The 18,366-nt window shown below is 68.3% G+C and carries 15 protein-coding genes and 1 pseudogene; 6 read left to right on the top strand and 10 right to left on the bottom strand.

The annotated features are described in order from the left end of the window. The first annotated feature begins 14 nt into the window (after window positions 1-14). A complete protein-coding gene (locus tag AB0H86_RS02500) occupies window positions 15-854 on the top strand; it encodes an alpha/beta hydrolase (protein WP_362431984.1) in 840 nt (279 codons plus the stop codon). A gap of 118 nt (window positions 855-972) precedes the next feature. Beyond that, window positions 973-1,368, top strand: a pseudogene (locus tag AB0H86_RS02495) (response regulator transcription factor); the annotation flags it as partial. 515 nt (window positions 1,369-1,883) lie between these two features. On the opposite strand, the gene AB0H86_RS02490 reads toward AB0H86_RS02495, so the two are convergent. Next, window positions 1,884-2,510 carry a helix-turn-helix domain-containing protein gene (locus AB0H86_RS02490; protein WP_362431982.1) on the bottom strand — a complete coding sequence of 209 codons (627 nt, stop codon included), beginning with the start codon at window positions 2,508-2,510 and terminating at the stop codon, window positions 1,884-1,886. A gap of 51 nt (window positions 2,511-2,561) precedes the next feature. Between AB0H86_RS02490 and AB0H86_RS02485 the strand changes: the two genes are divergently transcribed. Next, window positions 2,562-3,251, top strand: a complete 690-nt coding sequence (locus AB0H86_RS02485) for a hemerythrin domain-containing protein (RefSeq protein ID WP_362431979.1) — start codon at window positions 2,562-2,564, stop codon at window positions 3,249-3,251. Window positions 3,252-4,055: 804 nt separating this feature from the next. Here AB0H86_RS02485 and AB0H86_RS02480 read toward each other — a convergent pair. Further along, entirely contained in the window at window positions 4,056-4,496 is a 441-nt protein-coding gene (locus AB0H86_RS02480) for a hypothetical protein (RefSeq protein ID WP_362431977.1), read from the bottom strand. Window positions 4,497-4,629: 133 nt separating this feature from the next. Beyond that, window positions 4,630-5,223: a TetR/AcrR family transcriptional regulator gene (locus tag AB0H86_RS02475; RefSeq protein ID WP_362431975.1), complete on the bottom strand. Its 594-nt coding sequence runs from the start codon at window positions 5,221-5,223 to the stop codon at window positions 4,630-4,632. Window positions 5,224-5,313: 90 nt separating this feature from the next. On the opposite strand from AB0H86_RS02475, the gene AB0H86_RS02470 reads away from it, so the two are divergent. Beyond that, window positions 5,314-6,264 (top strand): alpha/beta hydrolase, encoded by a 951-nt coding sequence (locus AB0H86_RS02470; protein WP_362431973.1) that lies wholly within the window; start codon window positions 5,314-5,316, stop codon window positions 6,262-6,264. 263 nt (window positions 6,265-6,527) lie between these two features. Here the strand turns inward: AB0H86_RS02470 and AB0H86_RS02465 are convergent, their stop codons facing one another. The 5 genes from AB0H86_RS02465 to AB0H86_RS02445 all read right to left on the bottom strand — a co-directional run bounded on the left by AB0H86_RS02465 (window position 6,528) and on the right by AB0H86_RS02445 (window position 10,535). Further along, window positions 6,528-6,890: a hypothetical protein gene (locus AB0H86_RS02465; RefSeq protein WP_362431971.1), complete on the bottom strand. Its 363-nt coding sequence runs from the start codon at window positions 6,888-6,890 to the stop codon at window positions 6,528-6,530. 335 nt (window positions 6,891-7,225) lie between these two features. Next, window positions 7,226-8,755 carry a UDP-N-acetylglucosamine 1-carboxyvinyltransferase gene (locus tag AB0H86_RS02460; protein ID WP_362431969.1) on the bottom strand — a complete coding sequence of 510 codons (1,530 nt, stop codon included), beginning with the start codon at window positions 8,753-8,755 and terminating at the stop codon, window positions 7,226-7,228. 64 nt (window positions 8,756-8,819) lie between these two features. Beyond that, window positions 8,820-9,017, bottom strand: coding sequence for a DUF4236 domain-containing protein (locus tag AB0H86_RS02455; protein WP_362431966.1), 198 nt, complete (start codon window positions 9,015-9,017; stop codon window positions 8,820-8,822). A gap of 61 nt (window positions 9,018-9,078) precedes the next feature. Further along, a complete protein-coding gene (locus AB0H86_RS02450; RefSeq protein WP_362431964.1) occupies window positions 9,079-9,918 on the bottom strand; it encodes a class I SAM-dependent methyltransferase in 840 nt (279 codons plus the stop codon). Between the two features lie 77 nt (window positions 9,919-9,995). Then, entirely contained in the window at window positions 9,996-10,535 is a 540-nt protein-coding gene (locus tag AB0H86_RS02445) for a hypothetical protein (RefSeq protein WP_362431961.1), read from the bottom strand. Between the two features lie 10 nt (window positions 10,536-10,545). On the opposite strand from AB0H86_RS02445, the gene AB0H86_RS02440 reads away from it, so the two are divergent. Together AB0H86_RS02440 and acnA are read left to right on the top strand one after the other, a co-directional pair. Next, entirely contained in the window at window positions 10,546-10,743 is a 198-nt protein-coding gene (locus AB0H86_RS02440) for a hypothetical protein (RefSeq protein WP_362431959.1), read from the top strand. Between the two features lie 688 nt (window positions 10,744-11,431). Continuing rightward, window positions 11,432-14,149: an aconitate hydratase AcnA gene (acnA, locus tag AB0H86_RS02435; RefSeq protein ID WP_362431956.1), complete on the top strand. Its 2,718-nt coding sequence runs from the start codon at window positions 11,432-11,434 to the stop codon at window positions 14,147-14,149. A gap of 249 nt (window positions 14,150-14,398) precedes the next feature. On the opposite strand, the gene AB0H86_RS02430 is transcribed toward acnA, so the two are convergent. Together AB0H86_RS02430 and AB0H86_RS02425 are read right to left on the bottom strand one after the other, a co-directional pair. Beyond that, window positions 14,399-14,806: a transposase gene (locus AB0H86_RS02430; RefSeq protein WP_362431953.1), complete on the bottom strand. Its 408-nt coding sequence runs from the start codon at window positions 14,804-14,806 to the stop codon at window positions 14,399-14,401. A 792-nt stretch (window positions 14,807-15,598) separates the two neighbouring features. After that, window positions 15,599-18,304: a glycoside hydrolase family 97 catalytic domain-containing protein gene (locus AB0H86_RS02425; RefSeq protein ID WP_362431951.1), complete on the bottom strand. Its 2,706-nt coding sequence runs from the start codon at window positions 18,302-18,304 to the stop codon at window positions 15,599-15,601. Window positions 18,305-18,366: the final 62 nt, after the last annotated feature.

Here is an 18,366-nt window from a genome sequence, read left to right as displayed (position 1 = left end):
GAAGGAACAGAGTCATGTCTGTAACCAGCAAGGAAGCCGTCACCAAGACCGTCGAGGTCGGCGGGACCCCGTTCACCTACCGCGAGGTCGGCCCGACCACGGGCGTCCCGGTGGTGTTCCTGCACCACTTCACCGCGGTACTGGACGACTGGGACCCCGAAGTCGTCGACGGCATTGCGGCCGAGCGGCCCGTCATCCTGGTCAACCTCCGGGGCGTCGGCGACTCGGGCGGTACCACCCCCGACAGCGTCGAGGCCATGGCCGGCGACGCGGTGGCCTTCCTGGAGAAGCTCGGACTGAGCACGGTCGACCTGCTGGGCTTCTCCCTGGGCGGCATGGTCGCCCAGGTGATCGTCCAGCAGCGACCCGACCTGGTCCGCCGCGTCATCCTGGCCGGCACCTCACCCGCAGGCGACGAGGGGCCCGCCGCCACGGGGGCCGTACTCCAGGCCGCCATGGAGAAGGCCGGCGCCCAGGGCAAGCACCCCAAGCACTTCCTGTTCTTCTCGCCGACGGCGACCAGTCAGGCGGCCGCCGACGCCTTCCTCGCCCGTCTGGACGAGCGCACGGAGGACCGCGACGCGCCGGTGTCCAACGAAACTATCGGCGCCCAGCTGGCCGCCCTCGCGAAGTGGGAGCAGGGCACCTCGCCCGAAGGCCTGAAGAGCGTGGACAAGCCCGTCCTCGTTGTCAACGGCGACGACGACACGATGCTGCCGACGATCAGCTCGTTCCACCTCGCCCGGTTGCTGCCCGACGTGCAGCTGAGCGTCTACCCCGACTCGGGCCACGGCGGCATCTTCCAGCACCACGACCTGTTCGTGGCACAGACGCTGGACTTCCTCCGCCGCTGACACGGAAAACGTCCACCACCGCGCCGAGCAACCCCGCCCCGGACCTGCCCCCACCCGGCAGGGACCGGAGCGTCGGGACGGCGCCGATCCCAGGTGGCGGACGCAGCTGAGACGGGGGCAGGTCCTCAGCGCACTGTCCGCCGGCGCGGCCGGTTTCCTGCTCAAGCACACCTCACCGGCCGAGATCGTCGCGGCGGTGCGCCGGGTGAAGGCGGGTGAGCCGGTGCTCTCACCCGCGGTGACCGAGCAGCTCATCGCCCGTGTCACCCAGGACCACAGGACGGACCGGCGACCGGAGACCACCGAGGCACGCACCCGGCTCAACCGGCTGGGCGAGCGGGAACGGGAAGTCGCGGTCGCCGTGGGACAGGGCAAGACCAACGCGGAGATCGCAGCGGAGCTGTACATGAGCCTGGCCACCGTCAAGGCCCATGTCTCGCACATCCTCACCAAGCTGGAACTCACCAACCGGGTACAGATCGCCCTGACCATCCACCACGCGGGTCTGGTCTGACCGCCGCAGGGCCAGTCCCTTCCGGATCTCCGGAGTGTGCGATGCACAGCGCTCCTGTGCCGTGGACGTGATACCGCCGGGCGACGCCCTCCACCTCGATACGGCGGGTCCCCTGCGAGAGCGGGTCGCTGGTGGAGGTGCGTGTGGTGACGCCGATTCCTGAACTCCTTCAGGGCGACTCCGAGCGCTTCGAGATCGGGCTCGCCGGCAGGCGCGCGTCCGGCCGGCGGCTTGGCCAGTGACGCGGCCGGCAGGTCGAGGTGCTGCGGGTAGTTCAGGAAGAACCGGCTGCGGGGCCGAAGTGCAGGCCGGTAGTTCTGGTGCCAGCCGCCCATGCCGAACACAGGGGATTCGAATGACGATGAGCGCGCCTTCGGACGGGGGACTCGCCCATGCTGCCCAGTCCGGTGACGCCGGGGCACTCGGGACCTTGATTGTGATGAACGCTGATGACTGAGACCACGAAGCGAGGCGGCCAGAGGCGCGGTCTTCTCCTGTTCACGAACTGCGGGTGGTCAGCCGCCGTCGCTCGGGGGTGTGCGCAGCAGAGCGTCGGCTGCCCGTGCGGCCAGCCAGACGCCGCCGTCCGCCCAGGTCCAGCCGAACCCGCGGACGGTCCTCCAAGCCCCCTGGCCGAAGTAGAACCAGAGGATCTGCTCGGTTCGGACCGCGTCCAGGCGGACCGCCCGCAGGGCCACCAGGTGGTCGGCGATGATGGCCAGCCGCTCGCGGTAACGCTCGACAGCGTGTTCAGCCGCAGCGGCCACCGCAGGATCGGCGGTCGCGTTGTCGCGCAGGAAGTTCAGGACGCGTTCATGGCGGCGTGTGATCTCGCCAGTGCTCTCGGCCGTCAGACGTAGGACTTCCGAGCCATCTGTTGTGGCCAGCAGGGCGGCGAGCGCGGTCTGGATCTCCTTGTCCTCCGTGCCCTCCCTTGCCAGCGCCTCCACCAGTGCCGACTTGCCTCCGACGCTCGTGTACACGGTGTTCAGCGCGACCCCCGCCCGGTCCGCGATGGCGGAGACCGTGGCCCTGGCGAACCCCGACTCGACGAACAGTTCTTCCGCGGCTCGGAGGATGGCGGTATGCGTCTGTCCCGCCGCGAGGGTCCGGACCTTTGAACGGTAGGTGCGCTTCGCCATCCCATCATTATGACAGGGACACATTGATGTTAATGATGTTACTATAAATGTATGTTGATTAACCCCGATGCTCCTGCCGACAAGCCCGAGATCCAGCAGATGAAGGTCATCCACCGTGTGATGAGGCGGGAGTTCACCCAGCTTCCCGCTCTCATCGCCGGGGTGTCCGTGGGCGATACCGCCCGCGCCCGTCTGCTCGGCAATCACCTCTCCCTGCTTCTGGGGATGCTGCACGACCACCACGAGGCCGAAGACGAACTGCTCTGGCCGGTCCTCATGGAACGCGTACCGATCGAGAAGGACTTGATCGGCGCCATGGAAGGGCAGCACCAGGTGATCGGCGACGCCGTCGGCAAAGTCGCGGCCGCGTTGCCCGCCTGGACCGCCGATGCGAAGGCCCCGGCCCGCGACCGGCTTGCCGACGCCCTGCGGGATCTCGGCCCGACCCTGACCGAGCATCTGGACCTGGAAGAGGACTCAGTGCTTCCGCTCATCCACGATCACCTCACCGTGCCGGAATGGCTGGCGCCGCAGAAGCACGCCATGAAGCACGGCCCCAAGACGCTGACCGGCAAGCTGACCCTGGCCGGTATGGTCCTGGAGGATGCCACGCCGCGCGAACGCGCATGGTTCCTCGGCGAGATGCCTGCCCCGGCCCGGCTGCTGTGGCGACTGATGGGTGCTCGCCAATACGACGCACACGTGCGGCTGATACGGATCGGCGCATCGAGCCCGAGCTGAGTGCTCTTGCGTGGGCCCGGCGCTACGAGGAGGAGGGCGTCCAGCCGCGTGAGGGCGTGGTCATCGACGGCCGGCGCGGCAGGAGATCGTCAACGCCACCCTCCGCGTCAGCCGCACCGGCATCCTGTGGGAGTCGTGTCATGTCGTGCCGAATGCCTCGGTCGTACTGACCGCCGAGAGTACCTCCGAACAGGCGCGCCCAGGCTGCCGCCACCCTCAACGGGCTTCGGGCACCTGCCTGCCAGTCATGAGCGACCGGGATGGAGACTGAGACACAACATACCGGGATAAGCTGCAACCAGGCGGACAATACGTCGATCCAGCACAGGCTTCAGGGGCGGGGGCAGTGAGTCGGCCACGGGTCGAGCCCCCGACAACCCCGTCCCCTACGGCTCCTGGACCTCGCCGATCACCGCGGACCTGGCGGCGCATGGAACGAGCGCTGGACAGATCTCGGCACCTTCATACGTCGTCCCTGCGCCAGCCGCGAGGACAGGGTGCGGCACACCCGGCGGCGCCTTCGGGATCCGGTTCTCACCGACACTTTGCGGCAGTTCTCATCCACATCGCGCGCCCAAGCGAGCGGCAAGTGTTGCACCGCACCGCTCCGAAGCCATGATCTACCTCGCGACAATCGACCTCATTGCCTGCCGCCTGAGGTTCTCGCCGTCCTCGCCGACCGCGCCTGGATCCCCGAGATCCTGGGGATGGAGTTCCACGAGCGTGACATCCCCGGCCTCGCCGCTCAGGCTGAGCTGGACATCGAGGAGTTCCGCCAACAACTGCGCGCGCTGACTGAGCCACCTACGCGGCCGACGTCAGCCGACGCAGTCGGTGAAGAGCCGGCACTACACGATCAAGCGTCTGGAAGTTCTTCACAGCGCTCAACAGATCCCAGACCGCAAGAGCCTGGCTTCCGGTCTCGATCCAATCGTCCACGAGCAGCACCCGGTCCCCCTGGTCCAGCGACGCCCGCTGGATCCGCAGCGAGTGCCGGATACCCCGATGGTCGGGCTCCGTTTTCCGAGCGAGCTTCTCGCCGCGAAACATCCCACCGGCCTTTCGCGCGGCGACGAAGCCCACGCCGAGCTCCAGCGCCGCCGCCCCTCCAGGGAGAAATCCACGTGACTCGATCCCGCACACGGCCATCCCGCCCGCGTCGCTGAACGGTGCCAGCGGTGCCCGGACTATCGCATGGATGGCAATCGCCATCCCGAACGAGCGGCCACACGTCTGCATGGCCACCGCCCCAGCGGAACCGATGCGGCAGAAAATCACGCGCCAAGATCGTCATGGCGTTGGGATCTCACGCACCCGTCGGCAGGAAGCGACCGACCTGCCGCCGCCCGGAGGGAGCAACAGGGCAACCGTCGCGGCTCTAGCCCCGGCTGTGCAAAGCCTGCGAGAGCGCGCTCATGCTGATGTCGACGATCGTGCTGAGCTGCTTCTGGCTCGCCCCGGCCCTGCTCATCACGGCCAGCGACTGGTTGACCGCCGTGATGTGGGTGGCGTAGTTCTCGGCGTCGCCCTCGGCCAGTTCCGCGGTGTTCAAGGCGGTCCGCAGCCGCGCACGCTGAAGCCCGACGGCTTCGATCGCCCGCGTGGCGATGGCGGGGCTGAGTACTGGTGTTGCCATCGCGGTCTGGGCGACCAGACATCCGTCCGGCACTTCGGGGTCGGCGATGCGGTTGAGGGTGACCTCGAAAAACGCCTGTATCGCCCGCAGCGGTTCCCCGGACGCACCGGAGGAAAGCGCCTGCTCGTACCTGTCTCCGTACCGGACGGCGTAGTGGTCCAGGCAGCGCAGGTAGAGCGAGTCCTTGTCACCGAACGAGGAGTAGAGGGAGCTTCGGTTCAGTCCGGTCGCCCTGGAGAGGTCGTCGAGTGAGGTGTCGGCGTACCCGGCCCGCCAGAACTGGACCATCGCCGCGTCGAGCGCGATGTCGACGTCGAACTGCTTCTTCCCGGCCATCCCGCATCCACCCCGCTCTTGAACCAACCCATCGTGGCCTTGCCCATCCTATCTTGAACTGAATAGTTCAAAATATGTTACGTTCGAGGCATGACCGGCACTGCCATCGCCCCGAACGGCTCTCCCGACCCGGACCGCGTCCCCGGGCTGCCGCTGCGTGACCTCGCGGGTTTCACTCACCGCTGGGTCGACGCGGAAGGAATCCGGCTTCACGCCGTGGAAGGCGGCCGGTCGGGCGGCCCCAGCGTCGTGCTGCTCGCCGGATTCCCGCAGACCTGGTGGGCTTGGCACAAGGCGATGCCGCGCCTTGCCGAGCGCTTCCACGTGATCGCGGTCGACCTGCCGGGACAGGGCCACTCCGATCGCCCCCAAGGGGGCTACGACACTCACACTCTCGCTTCGCGCGTCCAGGCCGCGCTGACCGCGCTCAACGTGCCGAAGTACTGGCTCGCCGCCCACGACATCGGGGCCTGCGTTGCCTTCTCGCTCGCCCTGAGGTACCAGGACCGCCTGCACGGCGTCGCCCTGCTCGACGCCGGCATCCCCGGAATCACCCTCCCGGACACCATCCCCACGGATCCCGAACGCGCCTGGAAAACCTGGCACTTGGCGTTCCATCTGGTTCCCGAACTGCCCGAGACGCTGATCACCGGCCGCGAACGTGACTACGTGGGCTGGTTCTTGAGGGCCAAGACGCTGTCCCCGAACACGCTCGACAGCGCCGACATCGACTACTACGCCGCCTCCATCGCAGCCGAGGGAGGGCTCCGCGCGGCTCTCGCCTACTTCCGCGACGCCGCGGAATCAGCGCGCGAAAACCGTGACGCTCTCGCCTCCGGAGGCGGGCACCTGACCATCCCCGTCCTGGGAATCTCCAGCTCCCACGGCTCGATCCCCGACATGGCCGCCTCCCTCAGCCCCTGGGCGGAGAACGTGACCGGCGTCGTCATCCCGGAAGCCGGCCACTTCATTCCCGAGGAGCAGCCCGACGCGACTGTGGACGCGTTGACCGCGTTCATCGATCACGCGCGTGTCGGGTAGGGGTGTCAGGGAGTTCGCCGACACCAGATCCTCCGCGCGCCCTCGCCGAACCAGCAGTATGTCGAGTCGCGCACCCAGCCCCGCGTCGTCAAACGCAAGATGTCCAACTACCGGCTCAAACGCACCGACCACCGCAACTGGCCCCAGCCAACCGCAGCCAGGGTCGTCATCGAGGTCCAGGTGATGCCCGACCCGGGAAACTCTGGGACCTGCTCATCGATGTCACCGTGCCGGAAGCCGATGTCGAGTACCCGGTCGCCTTCTCAGGCGCAGGCCGGCAAGAAGCGCTCTTTCACGGTACGACCGACGAGTGTGCGCAGCACCGGCCACAACTGGAGGAGCAAGTCCCGGTCGAGATACCGGGGCAGGTCATCACGCAGGCCCTCATGCAGGACGGTGCGGTACAGGCCCATGCGCTGACGAGGCTTGCTCAAGTCGTACGACGTCATCCCCGACCAAGCCACGTGCAGCGGCAGATCCACGATCCCCTGGGTCGGACCGTGCAGCTCGTCCAGTGACTCCGGCAGACGCCGCCGGAACTTCTCCCGGTACAGCGCGAGGTCCTCGGCGACCGCGCCTGAGAGGCCGCTCGGCGTCGGTGCGGGGTGCTGTGGGCTGGAGGGCATGACTCCATTATGGCGGTCGGGGGAGCGGCAAGGACCATGATGCGCGAGCCTGCATCCGCGGTGAGCGGGAGCGGGCTCGTGCAGGGTGTCTGGGCGTGCCAGCCTGTTCCGCCTGAAGAGGGGAGGGACGGACGGCTGGCCATGACGCTCGCTGGACGCTCCGAGGGCCCGTACGCAGGACAGTGAGCCGAGGAACCTGACCTGAACCTCTCAGGCTGACAGTCGCTCGGTCCCGGCTCAAAGTCCCAGAGAAGTCCACAGGCGCCGCGGAATCCCCTCCTGATTCACATATATGCAGGTCAGGAGGGGTGTAGTGGCGTTGTTCCGGAAGACTTTCAGATGTCGCGGAAGATCTCGATCTGCGCCCCGATCGAGTTCAGCCGCTCGGCCAGATCCTCGTACCCGCGGTTGATGACGTACACGTTCCGCAGCACGGACGTGCCCTCCGCCGCCATCATCGCGAGCAGTACGACCACGGCGGGCCGCAGGGCCGGCGGGCACATCATCTCGGCGGCTCGCCAGCGGGTCGGGCCCTCCACCAACACCCGGTGCGGGTCGAGGAGTTGGAGGCGCGCGCCGAGGCGGTTGAGGTCGGTGAGATAGATCGCGCGGTTGTCGTAGACCCAGTCGTGGATCAGTGTCTTGCCCGAGGCCACGGCCGCGATGGCCGCGAAGAAGGGGACGTTGTCGATGTTCAGGCCGGGGAAGGGCATCGGGTGGATCTTGTCGATCGGCGCCTCCAGCTTGGAGGGCCGGACGGTGAGGTCCACCAGCCGGGTGCGGCCGTTGTCGGCGGGGTACTCCGGTGTGCGGTCGTGGTCGAGGCCCATCTCCTCCAGGACCGCGAGCTCGATCTCCAGGAACTCGATCGGCACCCGGCGGACCGTCAGTTCCGACTCCGTGACGACGGCGGCGGCCAGCAGGCTCATCGCCTCGACCGGGTCCTCGGAGGGGGAGTAGTCGACGTCCACGTCGATGTGGGGAACGCCGTGCACGGTGAGCGTGGTGGTGCCGATTCCCTCGACCTTGACGCCGAGCGCCTCCAGGAAGAAGCACAGGTCCTGGACCATGTAGTTGGAGGACGCGTTGCGGATGACGGTGACGCCGTCGTGCCGCGAGGCGGCCAGCAGCGCGTTCTCCGTGACCGTGTCCCCGCGCTCGGTCAGCACGATCGGCCGGCTCGGACGCACGGCACGGTCGACGACCGCGTGGTACTGCCCTTCCGTCGCCGCGATGTCCAGCCCGAACCGACTCAGCGCGATCATGTGCGGCTCGATGGTCCGCGTACCGAGGTCGCAGCCGCCGGCGTACGGCAGCTTGAAGCGGTCCATGATGTGCAGCAGCGGACCGAGGAACATGATGATGGACCGCGTCCGTACGGCGGCGTCCGCGTCGATCGCCGCGATGTCCAGCTCGGCCGGCGGCACCAGCTCCAGGTCGACGCCGTCGTTGATCCAGCGGGTGCGTACGCCGATGGAGTTGAGCACCTCCAACAGGCGGTACACCTCCTCGATGCGGGCCACCCGGCGCAGCACCGTGCGCCCCCTGTTGAGCAGGGAGGCGCACAGCAGTGCCACACACGCGTTCTTGCTCGTCTTCACGTCGATGGCGCCGGACAGCCGACGACCGCCGACCACCCGCAGATGCATCGGGCCCGCATAGCCCAGAGAGACGATTTCGCTGTCCAGTGCTTCACCGATTCGAGCGATCATCTCAAGGCTGATGTTTTGATTGCCGCGCTCGATGCGATTGACGGCGCTCTGACTGGTGCCGAGCGCCTCGGCAAGCTGCGCCTGTGTCCAGCCCCTATGCTGCCGGGCGTCACGGATGAGCCTGCCGATACGTACGAGGTAGTCGTCTGCCATGAGGTTGAGGTTATCTCAGATATGAGATGGCGCCTCTCAGGTGGTCCATTCGGGTGACGGGCCGTCATCGCCGTTTGGCGTTATGGGTACGACGCCACCCGAAAGGTCCGGGCAAATCCATCGATGTCGTACGACGTCCTGTGCTGCTGTGCGTGTGCCGCGGACCCTTGTGGCCGCCGGTGGTGATGGACCAGGAGCGCTTGTTGATGTTCAGGCGCACTCCGGGAAGGATCCGGAAACTCTTGCGGAACGTAAGCGGCATTCCCGCCCCCTTTCGTTCCCTACCGGATACCCGGAAGGCGCCGGGACATGACCGTCACCGCTCACGATGCGGGTTTGCGCCAGGTCATGATCTCGGTCGACGGAGGACGCTCGGCGAAGAGCTCGTCGGGCGACGCCTGCCGAAGCACCTCCCGCAGGTCCCGCTCGAACTCCGGGAGCCTGTCGCCGAACAGGTGAGGGGCGGAGTCGGATCGGGAGAACGTCCACGCCACGATGGAGTCGGCGGTGCGGCTCACCACGTCCCCGGCCGGCACGACATGCCGTTCGAAGTTCTCGAACCCGGCCCGCGCCAGCACGAGATCCTCCCGGCCGGGCGTGCCGTTGACGAGCGTTCCCTGCCCCGCGCGGCGTACCGGACCGAGATATCGACGCACCAGGTCGCTGATCTGTGCGTAGGGAGGAGTGGGCAGCGGCAGCGGCGTCGGGTCGGCGGGCGGATTCTTCAGGTCGCTGATGTGGACGAACGCGCCGCCAGGTTCCAGCATCTCCAGCACCGTGGCGGCAACCCGGTCACGATCCGTCCAGTGGAAGGACTGGGCGAACGCCACCACCCGGAGCTCGCCCAGGCCGGCCGGAAGGTCTTCGGCGCGGGCGGCCACCCAGTGCGCGTTGGTCACTCCGCGACGGGTGGCCTGTCGTTCGGCCTCGGCCAGCATGTCCTCGTCCGGGTCGAGTCCGATCACCTCGGCGAAGAAGCGTGCCAGCGCGAGCGTCACGATCCCCGGCCCGCAGCCGACGTCGAGGAGTCGCCCGCGGCCGTCCAGGCCGAGGGCCGTGGCCAGCGTTTCGGCGAAGCCCGGCGCGTACGGCAGTCGGCCGCGCTCGTAATGGGCCGCGCTTCCCCGGAACAGGGTGCTGTCCCACTGCCATCCGTCAGGCATGTCGATTCCACTCCGTGAGTAGGTACGCGAGCAGGTCCGCGAGCAGGTCAGTGAGCAGGTCAGTGGGTAGGCGAAAATCAGAAGCCCTTGACCGTCAGGTCGGCTTGGGTGGCGGGCTGTGTCGCGGCGAGGTAGTGCTCTTCGGCGGCGCGCCGGCGCTCGGTCCAGTCGCCGGGGCCGTGGTCGTCTCCGCGGGCGTACTGGCGTCGCAAGCACGTCTCGCGCGGTGTGTCGACGTAGACGGTCAGGTCGTAGTAGCCGGCCAGTTCCGGACGGGCGGCGAAGACTTCTTCGACGATGACCGTACCCGACCGGGAAACACGGGTCTCCTCCTCGGCGAGCGCACCCGTCGACCAGTCGTAGCACCGGTAGACCGCTGCCGTGCCACTGGTGAGCGGGATGAGGACCTGGTCGCGCAGTCGCTGCCAGTCGAAGTACCGGTGGTAGCCGTCTTCGGGGGGCAGGCGCAGTCGCTCGTCGGAGGCCGCCGGGCGGGGGCAACTGAACGCCGACCTGCTCGGACGGCAGCTGGCCGAGATGCTGCGCAGTAAGTGGATCGAGGCGAACCGGGTGACTGCGTCCCTGCGTACGGCGGCCGAGACGGGCGCGTATGCCACCGTCTGGTCCGTGCTCGAAGTCGCCCTGCCCCACCTGCTGCGCGACCCCGTGGTCCGGGGCACCGGAGCGCTGCTCGCCCTCAGCGTCGACTGCGCCTCGCGCTGCGCGGCGAAGGGGGAGATCCCCGAGGTCACGAGGGCCGCGGCGCGCACCGGATCGAGCCAGGTGGTGAAGGCCGCGAGACTGCTGCGCGACGTACTGGGCTGAGCGGCGCCTGCCTCCCTGTCTTCCCCTCCGCCCGGAGCGACTTCCTCGTCTCCGCCAAGGACTCGTGAAACCCGCGGTGGTCGCCGCGCGACTTGATCTCCGTGCCGGCGGCGGGCCCACTGGGCTGAATCTCGGTCAGTCCGGCCCCGTCGCCATCCGCACGAGCTGCCCGGTCTCACCATCACCATGCGGGACATCCCCGACACCATTCCGCCCCCCGCCGTGATCGCCCCCTTGCCCTCGGAACCCGTCAGGTCATACGCACGGACAGACGACGGCCGCCGAGGCGTCAGCTGGGCGCACGAAGTAGGCCGGGGTCTGCGAAATGGTGCTCACCCCGCGACCAGCGAAACGGCCGCACCGGAGTCACGTCCTCGAACCCGGCCGTACGGCCGCCCGGCCCCGCTCCAGCGCGTCACCTCACACGCCTGGCCTCCCCGGCAAGGAAGTCCGAGCGACTGAGTTCGTCGTCAGACGGCTGGGTCGGATGACAGCGGTCACAGGGGCCCGGGCATGACCATCCCGCGCCCATGTACTAGAGTTATCTCGACATCGAGATATCTGCCGAGGCGTGCCGCAGTCGCCACTCCAGTAAGGCCTACCTAACTTAGCCTTACCTCAGCGGATGAGCCAAGAGGGCGTGGCGGCAGGATGCGGTGGTAAGCGCACAGAAATGAAGGAGACTGTCGTGTCGGCGAACAGCTTCGACTCCCGCAGCACGCTGCAGGTGGGCGACGAGTCGTACGAGATCTTCCGGCTGGACAAGGTGGAGGGATCAGCCCGCCTTCCGTACAGCCTCAAGGTCCTGCTCGAGAACCTGCTCCGCACGGAGGACGGCGCGAACATCACCGCCGACCACATCCGCGCCCTCGGCGGCTGGGACTCGCAGGCCCAGCCCTCTCAGGAGATCCAGTTCACGCCGGCCCGCGTGATCATGCAGGACTTCACGGGTGTGCCCTGTGTCGTGGACCTCGCCACCATGCGTGAGGCCGTCAAGGAGCTCGGCGGAGACCCGGCGAAGGTCAACCCGCTCTCCCCGGCCGAGCTGGTCATCGACCACTCCGTCATCGCCGACAAGTTCGGCACCAACGAGGCCTTCGCCCAGAACGTCGAGCTGGAGTACGGCCGCAACCGCGAGCGCTACCAGTTCCTGCGCTGGGGCCAGACCGCCTTCGACGACTTCAAGGTCGTCCCGCCGGGCACCGGCATCGTCCACCAGGTGAACATCGAGCACCTGGCGCGCACGGTCATGGTCCGTAACGGCCAGGCCTACCCCGACACCCTCGTCGGCACCGACTCGCACACCACCATGGTCAACGGCCTCGGCGTCCTCGGCTGGGGCGTCGGCGGTATCGAGGCCGAGGCCGCGATGCTCGGCCAGCCGGTCTCGATGCTCATCCCGCGCGTCGTCGGCTTCAAGCTCACCGGTGAGCTCCCCCCCGGCACCACCGCCACCGACCTCGTGCTGACCATCACCGAGATGCTCCGCAAGCACGGCGTGGTCGGCAAGTTCGTCGAGTTCTACGGTGAGGGCGTCGCCGCCACCTCCCTCGCGAACCGCGCCACCATCGGCAACATGTCGCCGGAGTTCGGCTCCACCGCCGCGATCTTCCCCATCGACGGCGAGACCCTGAAGTACCTCAAGCTCACCGGCCGCTCCGAGCAGCAGGTCGCGCTCGTCGAGGCGTACGCCAAGGAGCAGGGCCTCTGGCTGGACCCGAAGGCCGAGCCGGACTTCTCCGAGAGGCTGGAGCTCGACCTCTCCACGGTCGTCCCCTCGATCGCCGGCCCGAAGCGCCCGCAGGACCGCATCGTCCTCGCGAACGCCGCCGAGCAGTTCAAGGTGGACGTCCGCAACTACGTCGACGACGTCGACGAGGCGGGCAAGGAGTCCTTCCCGGCCTCCGACGCCCCGGCCGTCGCCCCGAACGGCGCCCCGTCCAACCCGGTCACGGTGACCGCCCCCGACGGCTCGACGTACGAGGTCGACCACGGCGCGGTGACGGTCGCGGCCATCACCTCCTGCACCAACACCTCCAACCCGTACGTCATGGTCGCCGCCGCGCTGGTCGCGAAGAAGGCCGTGGAGAAGGGCCTGACCCGCAAGCCGTGGGTCAAGACCACCCTCGCCCCGGGTTCGAAGGTCGTCACCGACTACTTCGACAAGGCGGGCCTGACCCCGTACCTCGACAAGGTCGGCTTCAACCTCGTCGGCTACGGCTGCACCACCTGCATCGGCAACTCCGGCCCGCTGCCGGAGGAGGTCTCCAAGGCCGTCAACGACCACGACCTCGCGGTCACCTCGGTCCTCTCCGGCAACCGGAACTTCGAGGGCCGGATCAACCCCGACGTCAAGATGAACTACCTGGCGTCCCCGCCGCTGGTCGTCGCGTACGCCCTCGCGGGGTCCATGAAGGTGGACATCACCAAGGACGCCCTGGGCATCGACCAGGACGGCAACCCGGTCTACCTCAAGGACATCTGGCCTTCCGAGGCCGAGGTCAACGACGTCGTGGCGAACGCCATCGGCGAGGACATGTTCAACAAGTCCTACCAGGACGTCTTCGCGGGCGACGCCCAGTGGCAGGCGCTGCCGATCCCGACCGGCAACACCTTCGAGTGGGACGCGGAGTCGACGTACGTCCGCAAGCCCCCGTACTTCGAGGGCATGACGATGGAGACCACCCCGGTCTCCGACATCTCCGGCGCGCGCGTCCTGGCCAAGCTGGGCGACTCGGTCACCACCGACCACATCTCCCCGGCCGGTGCGATCAAGGCCGACACCCCGGCCGGCAAGTACCTCACCGAGCACGGTGTGGAGCGTCGTGACTTCAACAGCTACGGCTCGCGCCGCGGCAACCACGAGGTCATGATCCGCGGCACGTTCGCCAACATCCGCCTGCGCAACCAGATCGCGCCGGGGACCGAAGGCGGCTACACCCGCGACTTCACGCAGCCCGACGCGCCCGTGTCGTTCATCTACGACGCCTCGCGCAACTACATCGAGCAGGGCACCCCGCTGGCCATCCTGGCCGGCAAGGAGTACGGCTCCGGCTCGTCCCGCGACTGGGCCGCCAAGGGCACCGCGCTCCTCGGCGTCAAGGCCGTCATCGCCGAGTCCTACGAGCGCATCCACCGCTCGAACCTCATCGGCATGGGCGTCCTCCCGCTCCAGTTCCCGGAGGGTGCCACCGCCGAGTCCCTCGGTCTGACCGGCGAGGAGACCTTCTCCTTCACCGGCGTCGAGGAGCTCAACAACGGCACCACCCCGCGCACGGTCAAGGTCACCACCGACACGGGCGTCGACTTCGACGCGGTGGTCCGCATCGACACCCCCGGCGAGGCGGACTACTACCGCAACGGCGGCATCATGCACTACGTGCTGCGCCAACTTGCCGGTTCTTGACCTGATGTGAACGAGTGCCCTGCCCCTGCATCTCGCGCGCGGGGGGCGGGGCACTCGCGCTCGACGGTGCGGAAGACGCCGTCTGTGACCATGATCGCAGGCGATCTGTTCCCGGAGCGGAGCTGCGCATCCTACGACGACGAAGAACCCCGCACCTGGTACCAGGTGCGGGGTCCTTCTGTCCTTGCGAGCGTGTGGCGAACGAGCGCCGCTAGCTTGACTCTGTCGGGGATCTTGGAGTTGCCGAGGTCAGGTGCCCAGGGTGCGCCAGGATTTTGGCCGGGGGAATTCGCGCTGGTCGAGGTAGTTCTGGAAGGCGGTCGGTCGGCGGGGAGGGGGTGCTTCCTCGGTCGGTGGGAGACCGCTGAGACGCTCGATGTTGATGGCGATGGCGATGGCGGTCAGGACGTGCTGGACGTGGGCTTTGCTCTGTCCTCGGTGGCGGCAGCGGCGCATGCCGTGGCCGTGGGCGAACTCGTTGACCGTTCCCTCCACTCCGGAGCGGACCGCGTAGCGGGTCTTCCAGTCGGGAGTCTGTTGCTCGGCACGGACGCGGAGTTGCAGGTCGCGGAGTTCTCGTGGGGGAAAGCCAACGGTGCGGGTGCTTTCGCGGGAGGTGGTGCACTGGGTGCGGGCCGGGCCGGGCAGGGGTGGCACTGGCTTTTGGTGAACCTGGCCACGATCAGCGGGGCCGCGGTGGGTGAGGAGGTCGGGTAGGGGCCGTGCCAGCCCTGGCTGACCTGGCCCTGAGGGCAGGTGACCTGCCGGCGGTCGTAGTCGATGTGGAAGTCGTCGCGGGCGAAGCCCTCGCCGCGGCGGTGTTGCCGGGTGGGGTTGCTGCGGAGTGGCCCGGAGACGGTGACCTGGTGGTCACGTGCGGCTTGCTCCAGGTGGGGCAGGGAGGTGTAGCCGCTGTCGACCAGGTGCTCGGCGGGCAGCAGGCCACGGTGCTGCTGGCGGGTGTGGATGCCGGGCAGGACCTTGCTGTCATGGGTGGTGGACGCGGTGGTGGCCACGTCCGTGATCACGTTTGGGCCGTCCGGAGCACACGTCTCAGTCAGATGGGCGGAGAACCCCTTCCAGTTGATGATGTGCCCGTGGCGGGCATAGCGGGCCGAGGTGTCGTAGGGGGAGACGATCGCCCGGGACGAGGGCGGCAGCCCGGGTCCGTCCTCGGACTCGGCGGTGCGCCAGCGCAGGCGTCCCGCGGCGTCGCGGTGATAGTTCTGCACCATGATCTGGCGCAAGGCTTGGACACGAGGGCCCGACGCGCGCTCTCCCCCGTGCCGGTAGAGGTGCTCCAGGAGCCGGACGGCGTCGTCGCCGGTGGCGAGAATCAAGACATCGCCACGCTGCTCGGGGTCAGGGGCCAGGTCAGGTCGCCGGGCACCTCGTAGGGGTCGCCGTGGCGCCCGAGGGCCGGCACTGCCGCCGACCCTCGAAATGCCGCTATTCAGTGGTGTCGGTGGTGACCTGATGCAGTTGTGCGTCCGCCCAGTCCGCGTGGTCGAAGTTGATGCCGTCGCCGCCGTCGGTGACGCGCAGCGTCAGGCGCTGCACCCCACTGACGTCGACGTCGAGTGCGCGAGCGGCGTCCGCGGGGGTCATCACCTCGGTTCGTGCGAGCAGTTGCCCGTCACCCACCACTTCGAAGACGACCGTGGCCGCGCCGCCGACCTCGTCGTCGACACCCACGTGAGCCCGGAAACGGTCGTACGCGCCACCGACGTCGACGGACACCTCGGCCGTGGCATGCATGCCGAGGCCTTTGTCGTACGCGGTGCCGCGGATGCGCAGGGGACCGCCGTCACCTCCGGCGCTTTCTCCGTTCGAGGCGTCGCGTTCGACCGGCCCCCAGCCGTTGCGCTCCTCTGCGAACGGCAGATCGCTCACGTAGTCCACTCCCGGCGGTGCGACGAACACCCGTACCGTCCGCTCCTGGCGCAGTGCGGGGACGCCGGCCTTCTCGCCCGGAGCCCAGTAGGAGACGCTGACCACCACATCGTGGTAGCCGTACGCCGCGTCGGACGGGACGTACACGGTGGCGCGCGTGCTGAGCGCGGCGCCGGTAGCGAGTTCGTCGGCGTGAGCGGTGCCGTCCGTGACCGTCCACCCCTGCGGGGCGTTCACCCGCACGGTGGCGTCGCGCGCCGGACCGAAGTCCTCCACCTGGAACGTGCCTTCGACATCGACCGTTGTCCCCGCATCCGCCTCCGCCTTCTGCGGTGTGGCCGACAAGTCGGTCAACGGCATGCGGTCCACGGGCCGGTCGCACGTGGTGCGGCCGGGCAGGGCACGGCAGATCAGGGCGGCGAATCCGCCGCCCGCCGACGTGGGAACCGTCAGGACGTCGTGGCGGTCGGCGACCCGGGTCTCGCGGACCAGGCCGTCCGATCCGTCACGCAGGACCTCCAGCCGCCAGCGGCCATCGCCGAGGAAGTCCAGCGGTACGCGCCGCGTGGCAGGCCCGGCGGCGGTGACGTCGCCGACGAACCAGCGGTCGCCGTTACGCCGTGCGAAGGTCGCCCCGTCACCGGGGCGCCCGGACAGCAGCCGCGTCTCGTCCCAGACGGTCGGTACCTGCTCCAGGAACCGTTCGAGTTCAGGACGGGAACGGTACGCCTCCACCGAACCCGCGAAGTCCTGGAAGCCGGACTCGTACACGACGGACAGGGCCAGTTCCGCGGCCTCCGAGGTGTTGCGGGTGCCGAACTGGAATCCCATGGGCGTGTAGTCCATGGATCCCACCACATTCCGGGTGTACGGCAGTGTGGTGACGTCGGCGAGAGACACGTTGCCCTGCTCGGCACCGTAGACCGCCTCCATCGACATGACGTGCGGCCAGGTGCGCTGGATGCCGTGCGGGATGGTCGATCCGTGGAAGTTGACCAGCAGGTGCCGTTCGGCGGTCGCCTCAAGGATGTCGTCGTACCAGCGGAAGCGCTCCTGCGCGTCCGAATCCATGAAGTCGATCTTCAACCCGGCCGCGCCCCACTCCTTGACCCTGTCCAGGGTCTCTTCGCGTTCGGCGGCCGTGTCCAGATCGGACCAGTGCATCCACACCAGGATCTTCACGCCACGCCGCTGCGCGTACTCGATGAGCCGCGGCATCCAGTCCTCGGTCTTCCACCCGTCGTCGACCAGCGTGTACTCCCAGCCGTGGGCGGCGCTGTAGTCGACGAACCGCTGCTGGGTCTCCAGGCTGCGCTGCGCGGCGCCGAAGCCGGCCAGCCAGGACCAGGCGACCTTGCCCGGGCGAATCCACGTGGTGTCTGCCACCCGGGAGTCGGGCGCCAGGTCGTCGACGAGGGTGGATTCCGTGACGGTGGCCAGGTCTCCGATGACGGCGGTGCGCCACGGCGTGGCCAGCGGGCCTGACGAGGCGATGCGGTCGTCGGCGAGTTCCACGGTGTAGCGGCCGCTTCCGGCGTCGTGCGCGAGACGGCTGCCGGCATAACGACCGTCCACGTCCGACTCCGTGAGCAGGACGTAGGACTCGCCGACCCGGAAGAGCGAGGGGTACGCGTAGTCGCCCGCCGCGGCGCCTGCGGCGGTGGTTTCGGTGCGGGGCCGTTCGTAGTTGGGTGTGTACGGCATCAGCCACGCCGTGGCCTCATCCGGCACCTGGAAGGCGGAAGCCTCGCCGAGCACCGTCACCTCGTCGTCGCCGGGCAGGACATAGCGGTAGGCGAACCCGTCGTCCGAGACACGGACGACCAGGTCGAGCCGGGCACCATCGTCCTTGGCGAAGGAGAACCGCGCCTCGGTCATATGGGCCACACGCCGGCGCTGCTTGCCGGTCGTCGTGGAGTACCGTTCGGTCACTTTCCGTACGATGTGGCCACGAAGCCGCAGACCGGCGGTCAGGTCGGAGGCATCGGTGGTGATGCCGACCGGGGCGGGTTCGAGCACCGTGGTGCTGCCCCGACGTACGCCCAGCGACAAGGTGCCTCGTGTGTTGTCGAGTTGTAGGTGCGCGGTCAGGTCGTCGCCGGGCTCTCCCGCCCTGTGCGTCACGTTCCACGACGTGGCCGCCGCGCTCTCAGTGGCCGCCGCGGCCGGGAGAGTGGGACTTCCGAGTGCCACGGTGGCGCTCACAGCTGCGGCGAGCAACGCCAGCAGTCTGCGTCTGAACCGGTGCGTTCCTGCGTGCACGTAGGCCTCCACTCGAGTCCGAAAACGTTGTCAGTTCGCTTTCTCCCGTTCCGAACGCAGAA

The organism is Streptomyces sp. NPDC050997, assembly GCF_040660135.1.
In the GTDB taxonomy this organism is placed as follows: Bacteria; Actinomycetota; Actinomycetes; order Streptomycetales; family Streptomycetaceae; genus Streptomyces.
This window is presented reverse-complemented; position numbering and strand designations above follow the sequence as displayed.